The sequence below is a fragment of the Mycobacterium colombiense genome (genome assembly GCF_001665835.1).
GTDB lineage: Bacteria > Actinomycetota > Actinomycetes > Mycobacteriales > Mycobacteriaceae > Mycobacterium > Mycobacterium colombiense_A.
The window spans coordinates 27,181-40,510 of record NZ_LZSX01000103.1; the positions used below are offsets into that span (position 1 = coordinate 27,181).

Below are 13,330 nucleotides of genomic sequence, written 5' to 3' on the forward strand. Positions count from 1 at the left end.
GGAGGATTCGACATGTGGGATCCGGACGTCTACCTGGCCTTCGCCGACCATCGCGGCCGCCCCTTCTACGACCTGTTGTCGCGGGTGGGTGCCGAGCGGGCCCGTCGCGTCGTCGATCTCGGTTGCGGCCCCGGCCACCTGACGAAATATCTGGCCCGGCGCTGGCCGGACGCGGTGGTCGAGGCGATGGACAGCTCGCCGGAGATGGTGGCCGCGGCCAAGGAGCGCGGCATCGACGCCGTCATCGGGGACCTTCGCGATTGGAAGCCCAAGCCCGACACCGACGTGGTGGTCAGCAACGCGGCCCTGCACTGGGTGCCCGAGCATGCCGACCTGCTGCTCCGGTGGGCGGGGCAACTCGCGTCCGGATCGTGGATCGGCGTCCAGATGCCGGGAAACTTCGAGTCGCCGTCCTACGCCGCGGTGCGGGCGCTGGCCCGCCGGGAGCCGTACGCAAAGTTACTGCGCGACATACCATTTCGGGTCGGTGCGGTGGTTCAGCCGCCGGCGCACTACGCCAACCTGCTGCTCGACGCGGGATGCAAGGTCGACGTCTGGGAGACCACCTATCTGCACCAGCTGACCGGCGAGCATCCGGTGCTGGAATGGATCACCGGCACGGCGCTGGTCCCGGTGCGCGAACGGCTGGACGACGAGACGTGGGAGCAGTTCCGCGAGGAGTTGATCCCGCTGCTGCTGGACGCCTACCCGCCCCGGTCCGATGGCACGACGATCTTCCCGTTCCGCCGGGTGTTCGTCGTCGCCGAGGTGGGGGGCGCGAGCCGCTCAGCTGGGTAGCCCCAGCAGCGGCGCCTCCCGGCGGTAGCGCTCGACCCACTCGTCGGAGCGATGGTTGGCCTGCCGTTGCAGCGTCGGCGGTGGCGCCGCATCGGCATCCAGGCCCAGCGCTTCGAGGACGGTGGCCACGGTTGCCGACAGGTTGCGCCACAACACCGGATACGCGATATCGATGGGCGTGATGTCTTCCTCGGCAAACCAGGCGCGCCAGCTGTTTTCCTGACATCGCAGGTTTTCGACGACGTGCCCGATCGCCGCGGCGTGATAGCAGGCCTGCGAGTCGCGTTGGGGGTCGGCGTGACCCTGCCAGACCTGAGTCTGCGCCGCCCGCCAGAACGACACCGCCTGGGACACCACATCCGGCCGGTAGACGTGGACGTACAGCGGCTCGTCGCCGATCACATCGCGGATCGCCGAGCGCAGGCCGGTTCCCGAGCGGTCCGGCAGCGCGGCCGCGCGCCGGGCCAGAAGCGGAGTCTGGTTCCACATGAGCTTGCCGCCCCACACGCCGTTGGGCGTGCGGCCCGCGCTCCGGATGCGCTCGCGCCAGGCGATCGGCGACGCGTCCTCCGGCGTCCCGGGATGCAGCGGATCGAGCAGTCGCAGGATCGACTCGTCCTCGACGCCGGCGAACCATTCCCGCGGCTGCGGCGGCATCCCGGTGTCCGGTAGGTATTCGAAGAATTCCCCTGGGTTTCCGGCGATTCCGGTCGCGCGCAGCGACTCCACCAGCAGCGTGCTGCCGCTGCGCTGGGTGGCGAGTACCAGATACGATGTCGCGGCACCGGGCACCCGATGAGCCTAACCGGAATCGCGGTTGCCGGTGCGGTGACGACTTTACGTCAATCTGAGGGCAACTAGGCGACCCGCTTCGCCCGGCTCCGCCGCGCTCGCGATCGCCACTAGGCCTGATGGTGGCGACCCGCTTCACCCGGCTCCGCCGCGCTCGCGATCGCCACTAGCGCTGCGTGGGCTTGCCTTCTTCGATGCCGCGGTCGGCGGCGATGGCCGAGCGGGGGGTCGGCTTGGCCCGATGGATCTGCAGATACGTTTCGGTGTACCGCGCGGAGATGCGGGTACCGGCGAACTCCGACGGGATGACGTCGCCGGTGCGCTGACGCCAATCATGCAGTCGCACAGCAAGGTTGGCCGCGACCTCGTCCGCATCGGCCCCGTCTTCGGCCAGCAGGTTGGTGGTCTCGGTGGGGTCGGCGCGCAGATCGTAGAGTTCACGTTCGGGCCGCGGCGACTTGACGAACGGTGCGACGGCCAGCCCGGACGGGCTTTCCTCGATGTCCAGCGGCAGATCCAGCAGCGGCCGGGGCACGTAGTTCTCGATGTAGCTGTAGTCCTTGGTGCGAATCGCGCGGATCGGATCGAACGAGTCGTGGTAGGTCTTCATGGTGTAGACGTGATCGCGCACTGGCGCGGTCGGGGGATCCGGTTCCAGCAGAACGGGTGCGTGCGAGACACCGTCGACATCGACCGGGGTGTCAATTCCCAACAGCCCCAACAACGTCGGGACCAGGTCGACCGCGCTGAACAGCTCGTCGTAGACGCGGGGAGTCACGGTCCGGTTGGTGGGCGGCCGAATGATCAACCCGATGCCGGTGCCGGCGTCATACAGCGTGGATTTCGCCCGCGGGAACGCCGGGCCGTGATCGGTGAAGAACACCACCCAGGTGTCGGCGTCCAGACCGGTGTCGGCCAGCGCGTCCAGCAGCCGCCCCACCGCGGCGTCGGCTGTGCTGATGGCCCCGTAGAAGTCGGCGAGGTCGCCGCGCACCTCGGGGGTGTCGGGCAGGTAAGCGGGCAGGTCCACCTCGGCGCTGTCGGCCGGCGTGTAGCGGTCCCGCGGATAGGGCCGGTGCGTCTCGAAAAAGCCGGCAGTCAACAAAAACGGCTGTCCGACAAGGCCGTCGGCGCTTTGCCGCAGCCACTCGTCGGCCCTCTCGGCCACGTAGTCGCAGTAGGAGTTCGACACGTCGAACTCGTCGAAGCCCAACCGCTTCGGGTAGGAGGTCTCGTGCTGCATGCCGAAAAGCGCTGAATACCAGCCCGATTCGGACAATAGCTGAGGCAGGGTGCGGATTCCGTCACGGTATTCCCAGCCGTGGTGGGCCAGGCCGATGAGGCCGTTGTTCTGCGGGTAGCGGCCGGTGAACAGCGATCCGCGGGACGGCGAGCACAGCGGCGCTGTGGAGTGCGCCCGGGTGAACAGGATGCCCTCGGCCGCAAGGCGGTCCAGACGCGGGCTCGACACGTCGGTGTGGCCGTAGGCGCCGAGATAGCGGCCCAGGTCGTGCCAGTGCACGATCAGCACGTTGTCTTTGTGGCCCGTTTTCCGTTTTTGGTCCGCTATGTCGCCCGGCGTCAATGGCGTCACCTCTCACATTGCCTTGCGACCGGCGACGTTACCGCAACTTCCCTCGGTGCTTCCTGAGTGCCGACGCGTCAGGGCGCCGGCAGTTGACCCCATCGGTTCTCGCAGACGAACTCCGACAACGGTCGCGCGACCGCCCACCCGTCCAGTTCCAGTGCCGGGCGGTCGGGGAATTCGGGCACCGGCCCCAGGCACAGGATGGCGACCGGTTCGGCGCCGTTCGGCATCTCCAGCAGCGCAGCCAGCCGTTGCGGGTCGAACAGTGACACCCAGCCCATGCCGAGGCCCTCAGACCGGGCCGCCAGCCACAGGTTCTGGATCGCGCAGGACACCGACGCCAGGTCCATGTGCGGGAGAGTCCGCCGGCCGAACACGTGCGCGTCGCGGCCGTCGCCCAGCGCCACCACGAACAGCTCCGCACACTCGAGGATGCCCTCGACCTTGAGCGCCAGGAACTCGTCGGCCCGCTCGCCCAGGGCTTCCGCGGTACGCGGGCGTTCCTCGTCGACCAAGGCGTGAATGCGCCGCCGCAGCACGTCGTCGGTGATGCGGATGAAGCGCCACGGTTGCATCAACCCGACGCTGGGCGCCGCGTGCGCGGCCTGCAGCAGGCGCGCCAGTACGGCCTCGTCCACCACGGCGCCGGGAACGAATCGGCGCATGTCACGGCGTTCGTAGATGACGCGATAAACGGCCCGCCGCTCTTGTGGGTTGAATGCCTCACCGGTCACGTCAGCCATCGTAGGAAATCCGCGTTAGCGTGGAGCCTGCCAAAGGCCTGAGCACCTGGTGAACCCCCGGGAAGGGAGCGGATTTCAGTGAAGCCTTCCGATGTATTCGATCAGCTGGGCATCGATGCCGCCGCCGGCCGCGACTACGGCGAGCCCTATCAGACCCCGGACGGCACCACCGTCATCGTGGTCACCAAACCGCTGGGGGTGTTCGCCATCCGCGACGGGCAGGCCTCCTGGACGCCGGCGGTGGACGCGGGCCGCATCGCGCTGATCGGGGTGATCACCGGCCTGCTGGCCGCGGTGATCGGCAGCCTCGCGGTGCTGCGGCAGCCGCCCTGGCCGCGCATCACGATCAGGGACTATAGGTAACCCCGACCGCGCGGAACACGTAGTCCGGCGGCATGTCGAACGCCAGCGACCGCCGGGGCAGGCCGCTGAGCACATCGTCGGGAATGGCGACCTTGTAGTGCAGCGACAGCTCGCCGCTGAACTTCTCGTCGACCCGGGACACGTCGACGTCGACCTGGAGTCCGGTCGACGAGATCTCCACCTGCGCCGCGCCGGTCTGCGGCGAATTCCACCGCACGTTGACGGTCGGGCCGGCCAGCCGGGGCAGCATCGACAGCGTCGCCAGCACCCGCTCCGAGGTGAAGACCAGCGAGCCGGTGTAGCTGGCCACGCTGTGCGGCAGCCGCACGCCGGGGATGGTGCCGCTGAATCGCCGGGTCACGGCGACGTAGTCGGCGAGGTAGGTGAGGCCCTCCGACTCGAGCTGCGCGTGCAGCTCGTCGGGCAGCTTGCCGATGCCGAACAACCTACGGACGAAGACGGCCATATCGACAGTATGACCGCGCGAGCGGCCCCGTGGGGCGGGCCGCACGGTGTCACCGGCGACGCTGCTGGTATCGGTTGGTTATGACTCGCCCCAGGACGGCGGTGGCCGTGTGGTTCGCGGTGTTGGCTGCCGCCGTGTACGCGGTGATGTGGGCGGGCTATTGCCGGCACTGGACCTGGTTGTACCGGATGGATTGGTCGTTGCTGAACGCGGCCCGCGACGTCGCGCTCAAACACCCGCTGTGGCTGCGGTTTTGGGAAGGTGTGTCGTATGCGCTGGGCCCGGTTCCGATGTCCGCGCTGGGCCTTGCGATGACGGTGTTGGCCCTGGTGATGCGCAATCTGCGGGCCGCGCTGGTGCTGGTCCTGGCGTGCGGGCCGCTCAACGAATTCGCGACCGCCGCGGCCAAGGCCCTGGTCAACCGGCCGCGTCCGGCGACCATGCTGGTCGCCGCGCCGTCCACCTCGTTCCCGTCCGGGCATGCGCTGGAGGCGATGGCGGCCCTGCTCGCCGTGTTGTGCTTTCTCTTTCCGATGATGAACCGGTTGATCCGCCGCATCGCGGCCGCGGTGGTGACGGTGTCGCTGCTGGCGGTCGGCGTCTCCCGGGTGGCGCTGAACGTGCACTACCCGTCCGACGTGCTGGCCGGCTGGTCGCTGGGATACCTGTATTTCCTGTTGTGTCTCTTGATTTTTCGTCCCTCGGTCGGGCCATCCGCCAGCCCGCGGCGCGCGTCAGAAACCGCCACCGCGCCATAACAACGCTGTCCCAGTGGACATTTGGTCACGGCGCGGTGACCTAACTGGGGCTAAAGCTTTACTTGACCCTGAGGATGTGGACGTTTGACGATGGAGTGCATGCACCGACTGCTCACTTCACTGTGCGCCGCGGCATGCGTAATTTTCGCCTCGGTGGTGCTGGCGCCGATCAGTGCCGCCGCCGGCGCTCCCTGGTTCGCGAACGCGGTTGGCAATGCGACCCAGGTGGTTTCGGTGGTGAGCACCGGCGGTTCCAACGCGACCATGGAGATCTTCCAGCGCAGCGGCACCGGCTGGCAGTCGCTGCGGTCCAACATTCCCACCCACGTCGGTTCGGCGGGCATGGCGCCGCAGGCCAAGAGCGGCGTTCCGGCCACCCCGATGGGCGTGTACAGCCTTGATTCCGCGTTCGGGACGGCGCCGAATCCCGGTACCGGGCTGCCGTACACCCAGGTTTCCGGTGCCAACTACTGGTGGAGCGGCGACGACCACAGTCCCACGTTCAACTCCATGCAGGTGTGCCAGAAGGCGCAGTGCCCGTTCAACACCGGCGACAGCGAGAACCTGCAGATCCCGCAGTACAAGCACGCCGTCGTGATGGGCGTCAACAAGAACAAGACTCCGGGTGGGGGAGCCGCGTTCTTCTTCCACACCACCGACGGGAAACCCACCGAGGGCTGCGTGGCGGTCGACGACGCTCAGCTGGTGTCGATCATGAAATGGCTGCGGCCCGGCGCGGTCATCGCCATCACCAAGTAGCCGTCAGTTGGCGGCGATGGCGCGGCCGGGTTTGAGGGTGAAGTTCAGGCCCTCCAAAGACATTGTGGCGTCGTAGGTTCGGTCGTATCCGGTGCCGCTGATCTTCCAGCCGGCATCGGTGCGACGGTAGGTGTCGCGGTAGAAGGCCGCGCCGATCAACATGAAGTTGAAGTCGGCGACCATCACCCGGTCCTGCAGATACCAACTGCCCGTTGCGGTGTCGCCGTCGACGGTGATGTCCGGATGCGTGACGCGGTGCTCGGTGATGACGTTCGCGGGCAGCGATGTCCGCATGTACTCCACCAGGTCGGCCCGGTTGGTGAAGTGCAGCTCGTTGCCGATCGACGGCCCGTAGTCGGCCTTGATGTCCTCGGCCAGGGTGTCGGTGAAGTCGTCCCAATGCTTGGTGTCCAGCGCGCGCAGATACCGGTATTTGACTTGCTTGATCGCTTCGATATCGGCGAGATCGTCGAGGGTCATCAGGTCATTGCAGCACACGGGTGACCATGTCGACGAGGGCACGTCGTTCCAGGCTCCAATCGATGGCGGTGCCGGTCACCATCTGCGCCAGTACCACACCGCGCAGCGTGGCCCAAATGACCTCGGCCACACCGGCATGCGCGGGATCGGTGGTGATCAGTCGCCCCAGCTGGCCGACCGCGGAGTTCATGTCGAGCAGGTGGCGCCGCGACGACGGGTCCGGGCCGCCGCGGGTCTCCCGCAGGATTTCGAAGGCGGCCATCGACGTCGGGCTGCTGTAGCAGCTCCAGGCGGTGTCGACGACGACCTCGATCCGTTCGCGCAGCGGCAGCTCGCTGACGTCGGCCGACGACAGGCTGTCCACCAGCCGGGCCACCCCGTCGTCCACCACGGCCATCAGCAGGCCGTTGCGATCCCCGAAGTGGTACTGGATGACCCCCCAGGTCACGCCGGCGCGTTCGGCCACGTGCTTGGCGGTGGCGGTGGAGAATCCCTCCTCCACGATGCAGCGGACCGTCTCATCGATGATCTTCGCCCGGGTGTCATCGCCGCGCTTGCGTGGCGCGGTGGTTCGCCGGGTGGGGCCAACCGGGCGATCGGGGGTCTGGCCAGCGACGATGGACATTATTGACTTTATAACATAGTCGAGTCTATTTTTGGGGCGTGAGCAGCCCCTCGCGATACGCGCAATTGTCCCGTGACGAACTCGTCGTCCTGGTTCCCGAACTGCTGCTGATCGGGCAGCTGATCGACCGGTCCGGGATGGCTTGGTGCATCTCCTCATTCGGCCGCGACGAGATGGTGCAGATCGCCATCGAGGAGTGGGCGGGCGCCAGCCCGATCTACACCCGGCGCATGCAGAAGGCGCTGAACTATGAGGGCAACGACGTGCTGACGATCTTCAAGGGTCTGCAGCTCGACATCGGTGCCCCACCGCAATTCATGGATTTCCGGTACACGGTGCACGACCGCTGGCACGGCGAATTCCACCTCGACCACTGCGGCGCCCTGCTCGATGTCGAGCCGATGGGCGAGCAGTACGTATTCGGCATGTGCCACACCATCGAGGACCCGACCTTCGACGCCACCGCGATTGCGACCAACCCGCGCGCCCAGGTGCGCCCCATTCATCGCCCGCCGCGGACGCCCGCGGACCGGCATCCGCACTGCGCGTGGACCGTCATCATCGACGAGTCCTACCCCGAGGCGCAGAGCATCCCGGCCCTGGACATCGTGAGTCAAACCCGGGCTGCGACATGGGAACTCGACCCCATCGACCCCTCCGACGAGGGAGAGGCGGATTACTCCGGGCCGTTGCTGTCCGACTTCGACTTCGCCGCCTTCTCCCATTCGGCGCTGGTCCGGATGGCCGACGAGGTGTGCCTGCAGATGCACCTGCTGTACCTGTCGTTCGCGATCGCGGTGCGGGCGCGTGCCGCCAACGACGACGAGGCGGTCGGCGTGTGCACCCGTGGCCTGATCGGCATCGCGGGCTTGGCCGCCGAGCGCATTCACCGCGCACTGAAGCTTCCGGGCGGCACCGAAGGCGTGCTGCGCGTCCTGGAGTTGCACCCGCTGCTCAACCCCGCGGGCTACGTTGTGGCCGAGACGGAATCGAACCGGCTGCACGTCCACCCGTCGCCGGCGCATGACGACAAATCCTGGATCTCGCTGTGCTCGCCGGAATCCGTGCAGCCGCTCCAGGCGATCGCCACCGCGGTGGAACCGCGCATCGAGGTTCGAGTTAGCGGTACGGCCGCCGACTGGACGGCCGAACTGGTCGAAACCGACACTCCGACCGAGGAACTGCCAGAGGTTTCGGTGGTCAGAGTCAGCGGGGGAGCGACATTTCAGTTCGAACCCAGGCGTTCGCTGCCGCTGACGGTGTTGTAACACAACGCTTTTTGTCAAGGGGTTTTCGGTACCGCTTCGGTGACGCAAGCGCATCGAGCGGATACCAATGACATTGCGAAGCATCGGCTTTCCGCGTGTCCGCGGCTATCGTTAACGCTGGCCATCGACCCCTATAGACGAGGTTTTCGCTCTATGTACGACCCACTCGGGTTGTCGATCGGGACCACGAACCTGGTCGCTGCGCGTAATGGAAGCCCACCGGTTAGCCGCCGGTCCGTGCTCACCCTTTATCCGCACTGTGCCCCGAAAATCGGTGCACCCGAAGAGAACCCGTACCTAGCCGAGCCTGGCGTACCGATGAAGGGCTTTATCGAGCGCATCGGTGATTCCGTCGCGCTGGTGTCACCCGACGGTTCCGCGCACGATCCGGAGCTGCTGACGGTGGAGGCGCTGGACGCGATGGTGCTTGCCGCCGGTGCGGATGCGGCGTGCTCGGAAATTTCCATCGCCGTGCCGGCGCATTGGAAACCCGCGACGGTACAGGCGTTGCGGGACGCCCTGCGAACACATCTGGGCTTCGTGCGAAGCGGTATGGCGCCGCGGCTGATCTCGGACGCGATCGCGTCGCTGACCGCGGTGAAGTCCGAGCTCGGTCTGCCCGACGAGGGCGTGGTGGGGTTGCTCGACTTCGGCGGCAGCGGCACGTCGGCCACCTTGGTCAATGTCGCGGGGGACTTTGAACTCATCAGCCCCACATTGCGTTACGCGGCGTTGTCCGGCGACGAGATCGACCAGGAGTTGCAGCTGCGTGCCTTCGACGAGTTGGGTCATGGCAGCGGCCTCGACCCGGCCAGCACTGCCGGCGTCGGACAGCTCATCGAACTCAGGGAGCAATGCCGCACGGCCAAGGAGCGGCTTTCGACCGAGATGGCCACCGACATCACCGCGGTGCTGGGCGGGCGCAGTTGCAGCCTGACATTGACGCAGGACGGCCTCGAAGACCTGATCCAGGACCGGCTGACCGGTTTCATCTACGCCTTCGACGACATGCTGGTGCATTACCGCAAGAGCTGGTCGGATCTTGCCGCGGTGGTCACGGTCGGGGGAGGCGCACGCATTCCTCTTGTCACCGAACGGCTTTCGATGCACGGCCGCACGCCGATCCTGACGCCGTCGCAACCGGCCCTGGCCGCGGCCAGCGGGGCGCTGATCCTGGCCTCGCGCGGCGGCGAGCTGGATCTGCGCACCCGGACGTCGATAGGGCTGCTCGCTTCGGCCGACGCGAGCGGTGATGTCGTCGACCTGGGCGCCGGCGATGTTTTGGTGATCGACGACGAGGCATTGACCGATCGCGAATTGGCTTGGTCGCAGACCGAATACCCCGGCGATCTGCGGATGCGCTTCGGCGGCGAAACCTACGACGAGGACGGTCCGGCCGGCTGGTCCATGCGGCTCAACGTCATCGAACCGCCGCGGGAACGCCGGCCCCGCCTGCTGCGCCTCCGGTTCTCCCAGTTGGTCATCGGCATGTCGGCCGTGATCGCCATGACAGCGATCGGCGGGGTGGCCTACACGCTGACCGGGATTGAAAACCGTCCGGCCCCGCCACCGCCCTCCGTCGCGCCGCTGCCGGCGCCGCCGGCCAACTCCGTGGCGCCGCGTCCGGCGGCACCGCCACCGCCCACCGCGGTACCGCCGCCCCCGCCGCCAAGCGCGCAACCCATCCCCCGCCCGGCCCCGCCGCCCCCCCCCCCGCCGTCGCCGGCGCCGCCGCCGCCGCCGGTGGTGATCACCACCGTGCCGCCCGCGCCCGTCTACACCCCGAGGCGCACGGCGCCGCCGACTACCGCGCCGCCGCAACCGACGATCACCACAACGGTTCCGCCGCCACCGATGGAAACCACCACGCCACCGCCACCGCCACCGCCGCCGACCACCACCAGCACGACGGTGCCGATGACGACGGAGTGGATCCGCGTTCCGCTGCTGCCGATACCGATTCCGGTGCCGGTTCCCCAGCAGCAGGCCCCTGCGACTCCGCAATACCCGCAATATCAGCAGTATCCGGGAAATCAGTATCCGGGGAATCAGTATCCGCAGTATCCGGGGAACTCGCAGAATCCGTTCCTCGGGCCGGGTTATTAGCGTCGTTCCTGCGTACGCACACCTCCTGCGCGCCTAGCCGCACGCGCGTAACGTTTAAGTCACCAAGTTCCGTCGGGTTCATCCCGTCATGCCCTCGCGAAGGGCGTTGAAAAAGACCTTGGAGGCGTTACGTGGACATCGTGCTTGGGGTGTCGATGGCTCCCAGGACAGTCCGCCTGGTAGCGATCGAAGGCCAAAATGCTGACGGCGTGACCGTCGAACAAGAAGAGTTCGCGGTTAGGGCCGGAGGGAATTCGGCCGCCGCCGCGGTCGATCAGGTGATCGACGCGATCATCGGCAGCCGCGAAGGCGTGTTAGAGGGCGGTCACGCGTTGGCCTCGACCGGGGTCACCTGGAGTGATCCCGCCGGCGTCGGCGCGCTACGGGAGGCGATCGCAGCCCACGATCTCGGCGGCGTGATGTTGGTCGCACCGTTGCTCGCCGCGGCCGCGCTGGCACAGACCGTGGGCTACGCGCTCGGCTACGAGCGCCTCGCGATGTTGTTCGTCGAGCCCGCGAACGCGACGCTGGCCGTGGTCGACGTCGCCGATGGCTCCATCGTCGACCTGCACCGGCGCCAGACCGGCGACGGTCGCGCGGGAGGCCTGGCCGCGGAACTGGCGACGATGGTCGCCGGTCTGGACGCGCGCGGGTCCCGGGCCGACGGTGTGTTCCTGATCGGCTGCGGAACCGACATCGTGGCGCTGAAGTCCACGCTCGAGGCGGCAACCTCACTCCCGGTCACCGGGCCCGAGGAGCCGGACATGGCTCTGGCCCGCGGGGCGGCGCTGGCGTCGGCGAACGCCCCGCTGTTCGCGTCGTCGACGGCGGCTCTGGCCTACGCGCTGGACCCGGGCACCGGAGAGCTGAGCCCGCCCGCGATCAGCCCGACCTACCTGGACGTCTGGGACGACGCCGACTTCGGCACCGACGCCCGGGCGTACAGCGCCGTCCCGGACGAGGACGAGAAGCCCCCGCGCCGGCCCTGGTCCATGCTGCTGGCCGGTAGCGCCCTGGCCGCCATCGTCGCCGCGGTAGGCGGGGTGGTGCTGGTGACGTTGACGTCGGATCGCCCGGGGTCCGACGGTCGGCACAATTCGGGTGTCAGCGTCGCCACGCCGAGAGTCCAGCTGCCGGCGCCGCCGCCGAGCAACCCGCCGCAGGCGCCACCGCCGAGCAACCCGCCGGAGGCGCAGCTGCCGGCTCCGAGCCCCGCGCCGTCGCCCGCACCCGCGCCCAGCCCGTCGGAGGTGGCCGCCCCTGCCCCCGCGCCGTCGCCGGTGCAGCAGCCCGCTCCGAAGACCCCGGTCACGCAGCCGCCCGCGGCCCCGGTCTATCGCGCCCCGACCCGGCAGGCACCGCAGTACACGGCGCCGCCCGTCCGAGAGGCGCCCCCACCGGTCCAAGAGGCGGCGCCCCCGCCGGCCGCGGCACCCGTACCCCCGCCGGCCGCACCGGCGCCTGCGCCTCCGCCGGCCGCACCGCAGCTGCCCCGTCAGCCACCGGTGACGATGTACCTGCACTTCCCATTCGTCACGGTGCCGATTCCGATCAACCCGCCGCCGCCGCCCGGTCAGTAAGCACGTGGCAAACGCTGCCGACTGAGCGCACACTGGCAGTTAGGGCACGAGCGCCAAGGAGGTCGCGTGGGCGAGCACAGTGGATTCGGATTCGACCCCGACGAGTTCGATCGAATGATCCGAGAGGGCAGCGAAGGGCTGCGCGACGTGTTCGAGCGGGTCAGCAAGTTCGTGGCCGCTCCCGGTGGCCGGGCGGGCTGGTCCGCCGTTTTCGAAGACCTGTCGCGACGCCCGCGCGGTGCTCCGGAAACCGCCGGCGAGGCGGGTGAGGGTGTGTGGGCCATCTACACGGTTGACGCCAGCGGCGGCGCGCGCGTCGAACAGGTCTATGCGACCGAACTCGACGCACTGCGGGCGAACAAGGAGAACGTCGACCCCAAACGCAGGGTGCGTTTCCTGCCCTATGGCATCGCGGTCAGCGTCCTGGACCACGACGCCGAAGAGCCTGCATAGCAGCCGTTTTCGGCTCAGCCCTGCTGCACCACGTTCGAGCCGCCGGAGTTGCTGATCTTCGGCGCGCCGGAGTGGTAGATGACCTTGTTGTTGAAGCCGGAGGCCTCGATGCTGTCGACGGCCTCGACGGTGATCGAATTCTGCACGCCGGACACCGACAGGCTGGTGCAATGCCCGGTGATCGTCACCGTGTTGGAAACCCCACTGACGCTGACGATGTTGTCGTTGCAGGCGATGGTCCGGTTTTCGTTGATGCCGGCGACGCTGAGCTCGGTGCCCGGCGGTGCAGCGGGTGAGGTCGACGGCGAGGGTGACCTCCTGCGCGAGGTGGACGGGCCGGGATTCGTCGAAATGCTCGGTGGGCTAAACGGTTTGGAGATGGTCGGCGGCGTGGCGATGATCGACTTCACGCCGGAAAGCTGGTGTGCGGCAAAGGTCGCGATGCCACCCGCGAGGGCCAATAGGCCGATGACGACGACCGTGCCGAGGATCCACCAGACGCGGTTGCTGGAGGGACGTTGCTGGGGTGGCCCACCGAAGGTCCACGGGGC

General features: G+C 68.0%; 15 protein-coding genes. 8 read left to right on the plus strand and 7 right to left on the minus strand.

The window, feature by feature from the left end; all coding sequences use genetic code 11:
* The first annotated feature begins 12 nt into the window (after window positions 1-12).
* On the plus strand, window positions 13-798 hold the full coding sequence (locus A5760_RS24980) for a trans-aconitate 2-methyltransferase (protein ID WP_064885864.1): 786 nt from the start codon (window positions 13-15) through the stop codon (window positions 796-798).
* On the opposite strand, the gene stf0 is transcribed toward A5760_RS24980, so the two are convergent.
* From stf0 to bluB, 3 genes are all read right to left on the minus strand, one after another.
* Entirely contained in the window at window positions 787-1,590 is an 804-nt protein-coding gene (gene stf0 / locus A5760_RS24985; protein WP_064885866.1) for a trehalose 2-sulfotransferase, read from the minus strand. The genes A5760_RS24980 and stf0 overlap by 12 nt on opposite strands.
* Before the next feature lie 166 nt (window positions 1,591-1,756).
* Complete coding sequence (locus A5760_RS24990) at window positions 1,757-3,184, minus strand: sulfatase (RefSeq protein ID WP_064885868.1); 1,428 nt, start codon at window positions 3,182-3,184, stop codon at window positions 1,757-1,759.
* 68 nt (window positions 3,185-3,252) lie between these two features.
* The gene (bluB, locus tag A5760_RS24995) at window positions 3,253-3,921 is read right to left on the minus strand and encodes a 5,6-dimethylbenzimidazole synthase (protein WP_064885870.1); all 669 of its coding nucleotides are present in this window, start codon (window positions 3,919-3,921) and stop codon (window positions 3,253-3,255) included.
* A gap of 78 nt (window positions 3,922-3,999) precedes the next feature.
* Between bluB and A5760_RS25000 the strand changes: the two genes are divergently transcribed.
* Window positions 4,000-4,284 (plus strand): hypothetical protein, encoded by a 285-nt coding sequence (locus tag A5760_RS25000; protein WP_064885872.1) that lies wholly within the window; start codon window positions 4,000-4,002, stop codon window positions 4,282-4,284.
* Here the strand turns inward: A5760_RS25000 and A5760_RS25005 are convergent.
* A complete protein-coding gene (locus A5760_RS25005; RefSeq protein ID WP_064885874.1) occupies window positions 4,268-4,750 on the minus strand; it encodes a hypothetical protein in 483 nt (160 codons plus the stop codon). The two genes, A5760_RS25000 and A5760_RS25005, sit on opposite strands and share 17 nt — an antisense overlap.
* Window positions 4,751-4,830: 80 nt before the next feature.
* Between A5760_RS25005 and A5760_RS25010 the strand changes: the two genes are divergently transcribed.
* Together A5760_RS25010 and A5760_RS25015 are read left to right on the plus strand one after the other, a co-directional pair.
* Window positions 4,831-5,508 (plus strand): phosphatase PAP2 family protein, encoded by a 678-nt coding sequence (locus tag A5760_RS25010; RefSeq protein ID WP_064885876.1) that lies wholly within the window; start codon window positions 4,831-4,833, stop codon window positions 5,506-5,508.
* A 99-nt stretch (window positions 5,509-5,607) separates the two neighbouring features.
* Entirely contained in the window at window positions 5,608-6,267 is a 660-nt protein-coding gene (locus A5760_RS25015) for a L,D-transpeptidase family protein (protein ID WP_064885895.1), read from the plus strand.
* 3 nt (window positions 6,268-6,270) lie between these two features.
* Here A5760_RS25015 and A5760_RS25020 read toward each other — a convergent pair whose 3' ends face one another.
* Together A5760_RS25020 and A5760_RS25025 are read right to left on the minus strand one after the other, a co-directional pair.
* Window positions 6,271-6,747: a nuclear transport factor 2 family protein gene (locus A5760_RS25020; protein ID WP_419538275.1), complete on the minus strand. Its 477-nt coding sequence runs from the start codon at window positions 6,745-6,747 to the stop codon at window positions 6,271-6,273.
* Between the two features lie 4 nt (window positions 6,748-6,751).
* Entirely contained in the window at window positions 6,752-7,372 is a 621-nt protein-coding gene (locus tag A5760_RS25025; protein WP_064885880.1) for a TetR/AcrR family transcriptional regulator, read from the minus strand.
* A 38-nt stretch (window positions 7,373-7,410) separates the two neighbouring features.
* Between A5760_RS25025 and A5760_RS25030 the strand changes: the two genes are divergently transcribed.
* The 4 genes from A5760_RS25030 to A5760_RS25045 all read left to right on the plus strand — a co-directional run bounded on the left by A5760_RS25030 (window position 7,411) and on the right by A5760_RS25045 (window position 12,779).
* On the plus strand, window positions 7,411-8,640 hold the full coding sequence (locus A5760_RS25030; RefSeq protein WP_064885883.1) for a hypothetical protein: 1,230 nt from the start codon (window positions 7,411-7,413) through the stop codon (window positions 8,638-8,640).
* 153 nt (window positions 8,641-8,793) lie between these two features.
* Window positions 8,794-10,746 (plus strand): Hsp70 family protein, encoded by a 1,953-nt coding sequence (locus A5760_RS25035; RefSeq protein ID WP_064885885.1) that lies wholly within the window; start codon window positions 8,794-8,796, stop codon window positions 10,744-10,746.
* A 131-nt stretch (window positions 10,747-10,877) separates the two neighbouring features.
* Window positions 10,878-12,326 carry a DUF7159 family protein gene (locus tag A5760_RS25040; RefSeq protein WP_064885887.1) on the plus strand — a complete coding sequence of 483 codons (1,449 nt, stop codon included), beginning with the start codon at window positions 10,878-10,880 and terminating at the stop codon, window positions 12,324-12,326.
* Between the two features lie 114 nt (window positions 12,327-12,440).
* Window positions 12,441-12,779, plus strand: coding sequence for a hypothetical protein (locus tag A5760_RS25045; RefSeq protein ID WP_419538276.1), 339 nt, complete (start codon window positions 12,441-12,443; stop codon window positions 12,777-12,779).
* Between the two features lie 14 nt (window positions 12,780-12,793).
* Here A5760_RS25045 and A5760_RS25050 read toward each other — a convergent pair.
* Window positions 12,794-13,330, minus strand: a 537-nt coding sequence (locus tag A5760_RS25050; RefSeq protein WP_064885898.1) for a DUF3060 domain-containing protein, incomplete at its 5' end; no start/stop codon positions are given.

Bases quoted from the DNA above. Each gene is read 5' to 3' on its own strand.
- A5760_RS24980 (WP_064885864.1), top strand. From the start codon at position 13: ATGTGGGATCCGGACGTCTACCTGGCCTTCGCCGACCATCGCGGCCGC.
- A5760_RS25035 (WP_064885885.1), top strand. From the start codon at position 8,794: ATGTACGACCCACTCGGGTTGTCGATCGGGACCACGAACCTGGTCGCT.
- A5760_RS25020 (WP_419538275.1), bottom strand. From the start codon at position 6,747: ATGACCCTCGACGATCTCGCCGATATCGAAGCGATCAAGCAAGTCAAA.
- A5760_RS25015 (WP_064885895.1), top strand. From the start codon at position 5,608: ATGCACCGACTGCTCACTTCACTGTGCGCCGCGGCATGCGTAATTTTC.
- A5760_RS25045 (WP_419538276.1), top strand. From the start codon at position 12,441: ATGATCCGAGAGGGCAGCGAAGGGCTGCGCGACGTGTTCGAGCGGGTC.
- bluB (WP_064885870.1), bottom strand. From the start codon at position 3,921: ATGGCTGACGTGACCGGTGAGGCATTCAACCCACAAGAGCGGCGGGCC.
- A5760_RS25005 (WP_064885874.1), bottom strand. From the start codon at position 4,750: ATGGCCGTCTTCGTCCGTAGGTTGTTCGGCATCGGCAAGCTGCCCGAC.
- A5760_RS25025 (WP_064885880.1), bottom strand. From the start codon at position 7,372: ATGTCCATCGTCGCTGGCCAGACCCCCGATCGCCCGGTTGGCCCCACC.
- A5760_RS25010 (WP_064885876.1), top strand. From the start codon at position 4,831: ATGACTCGCCCCAGGACGGCGGTGGCCGTGTGGTTCGCGGTGTTGGCT.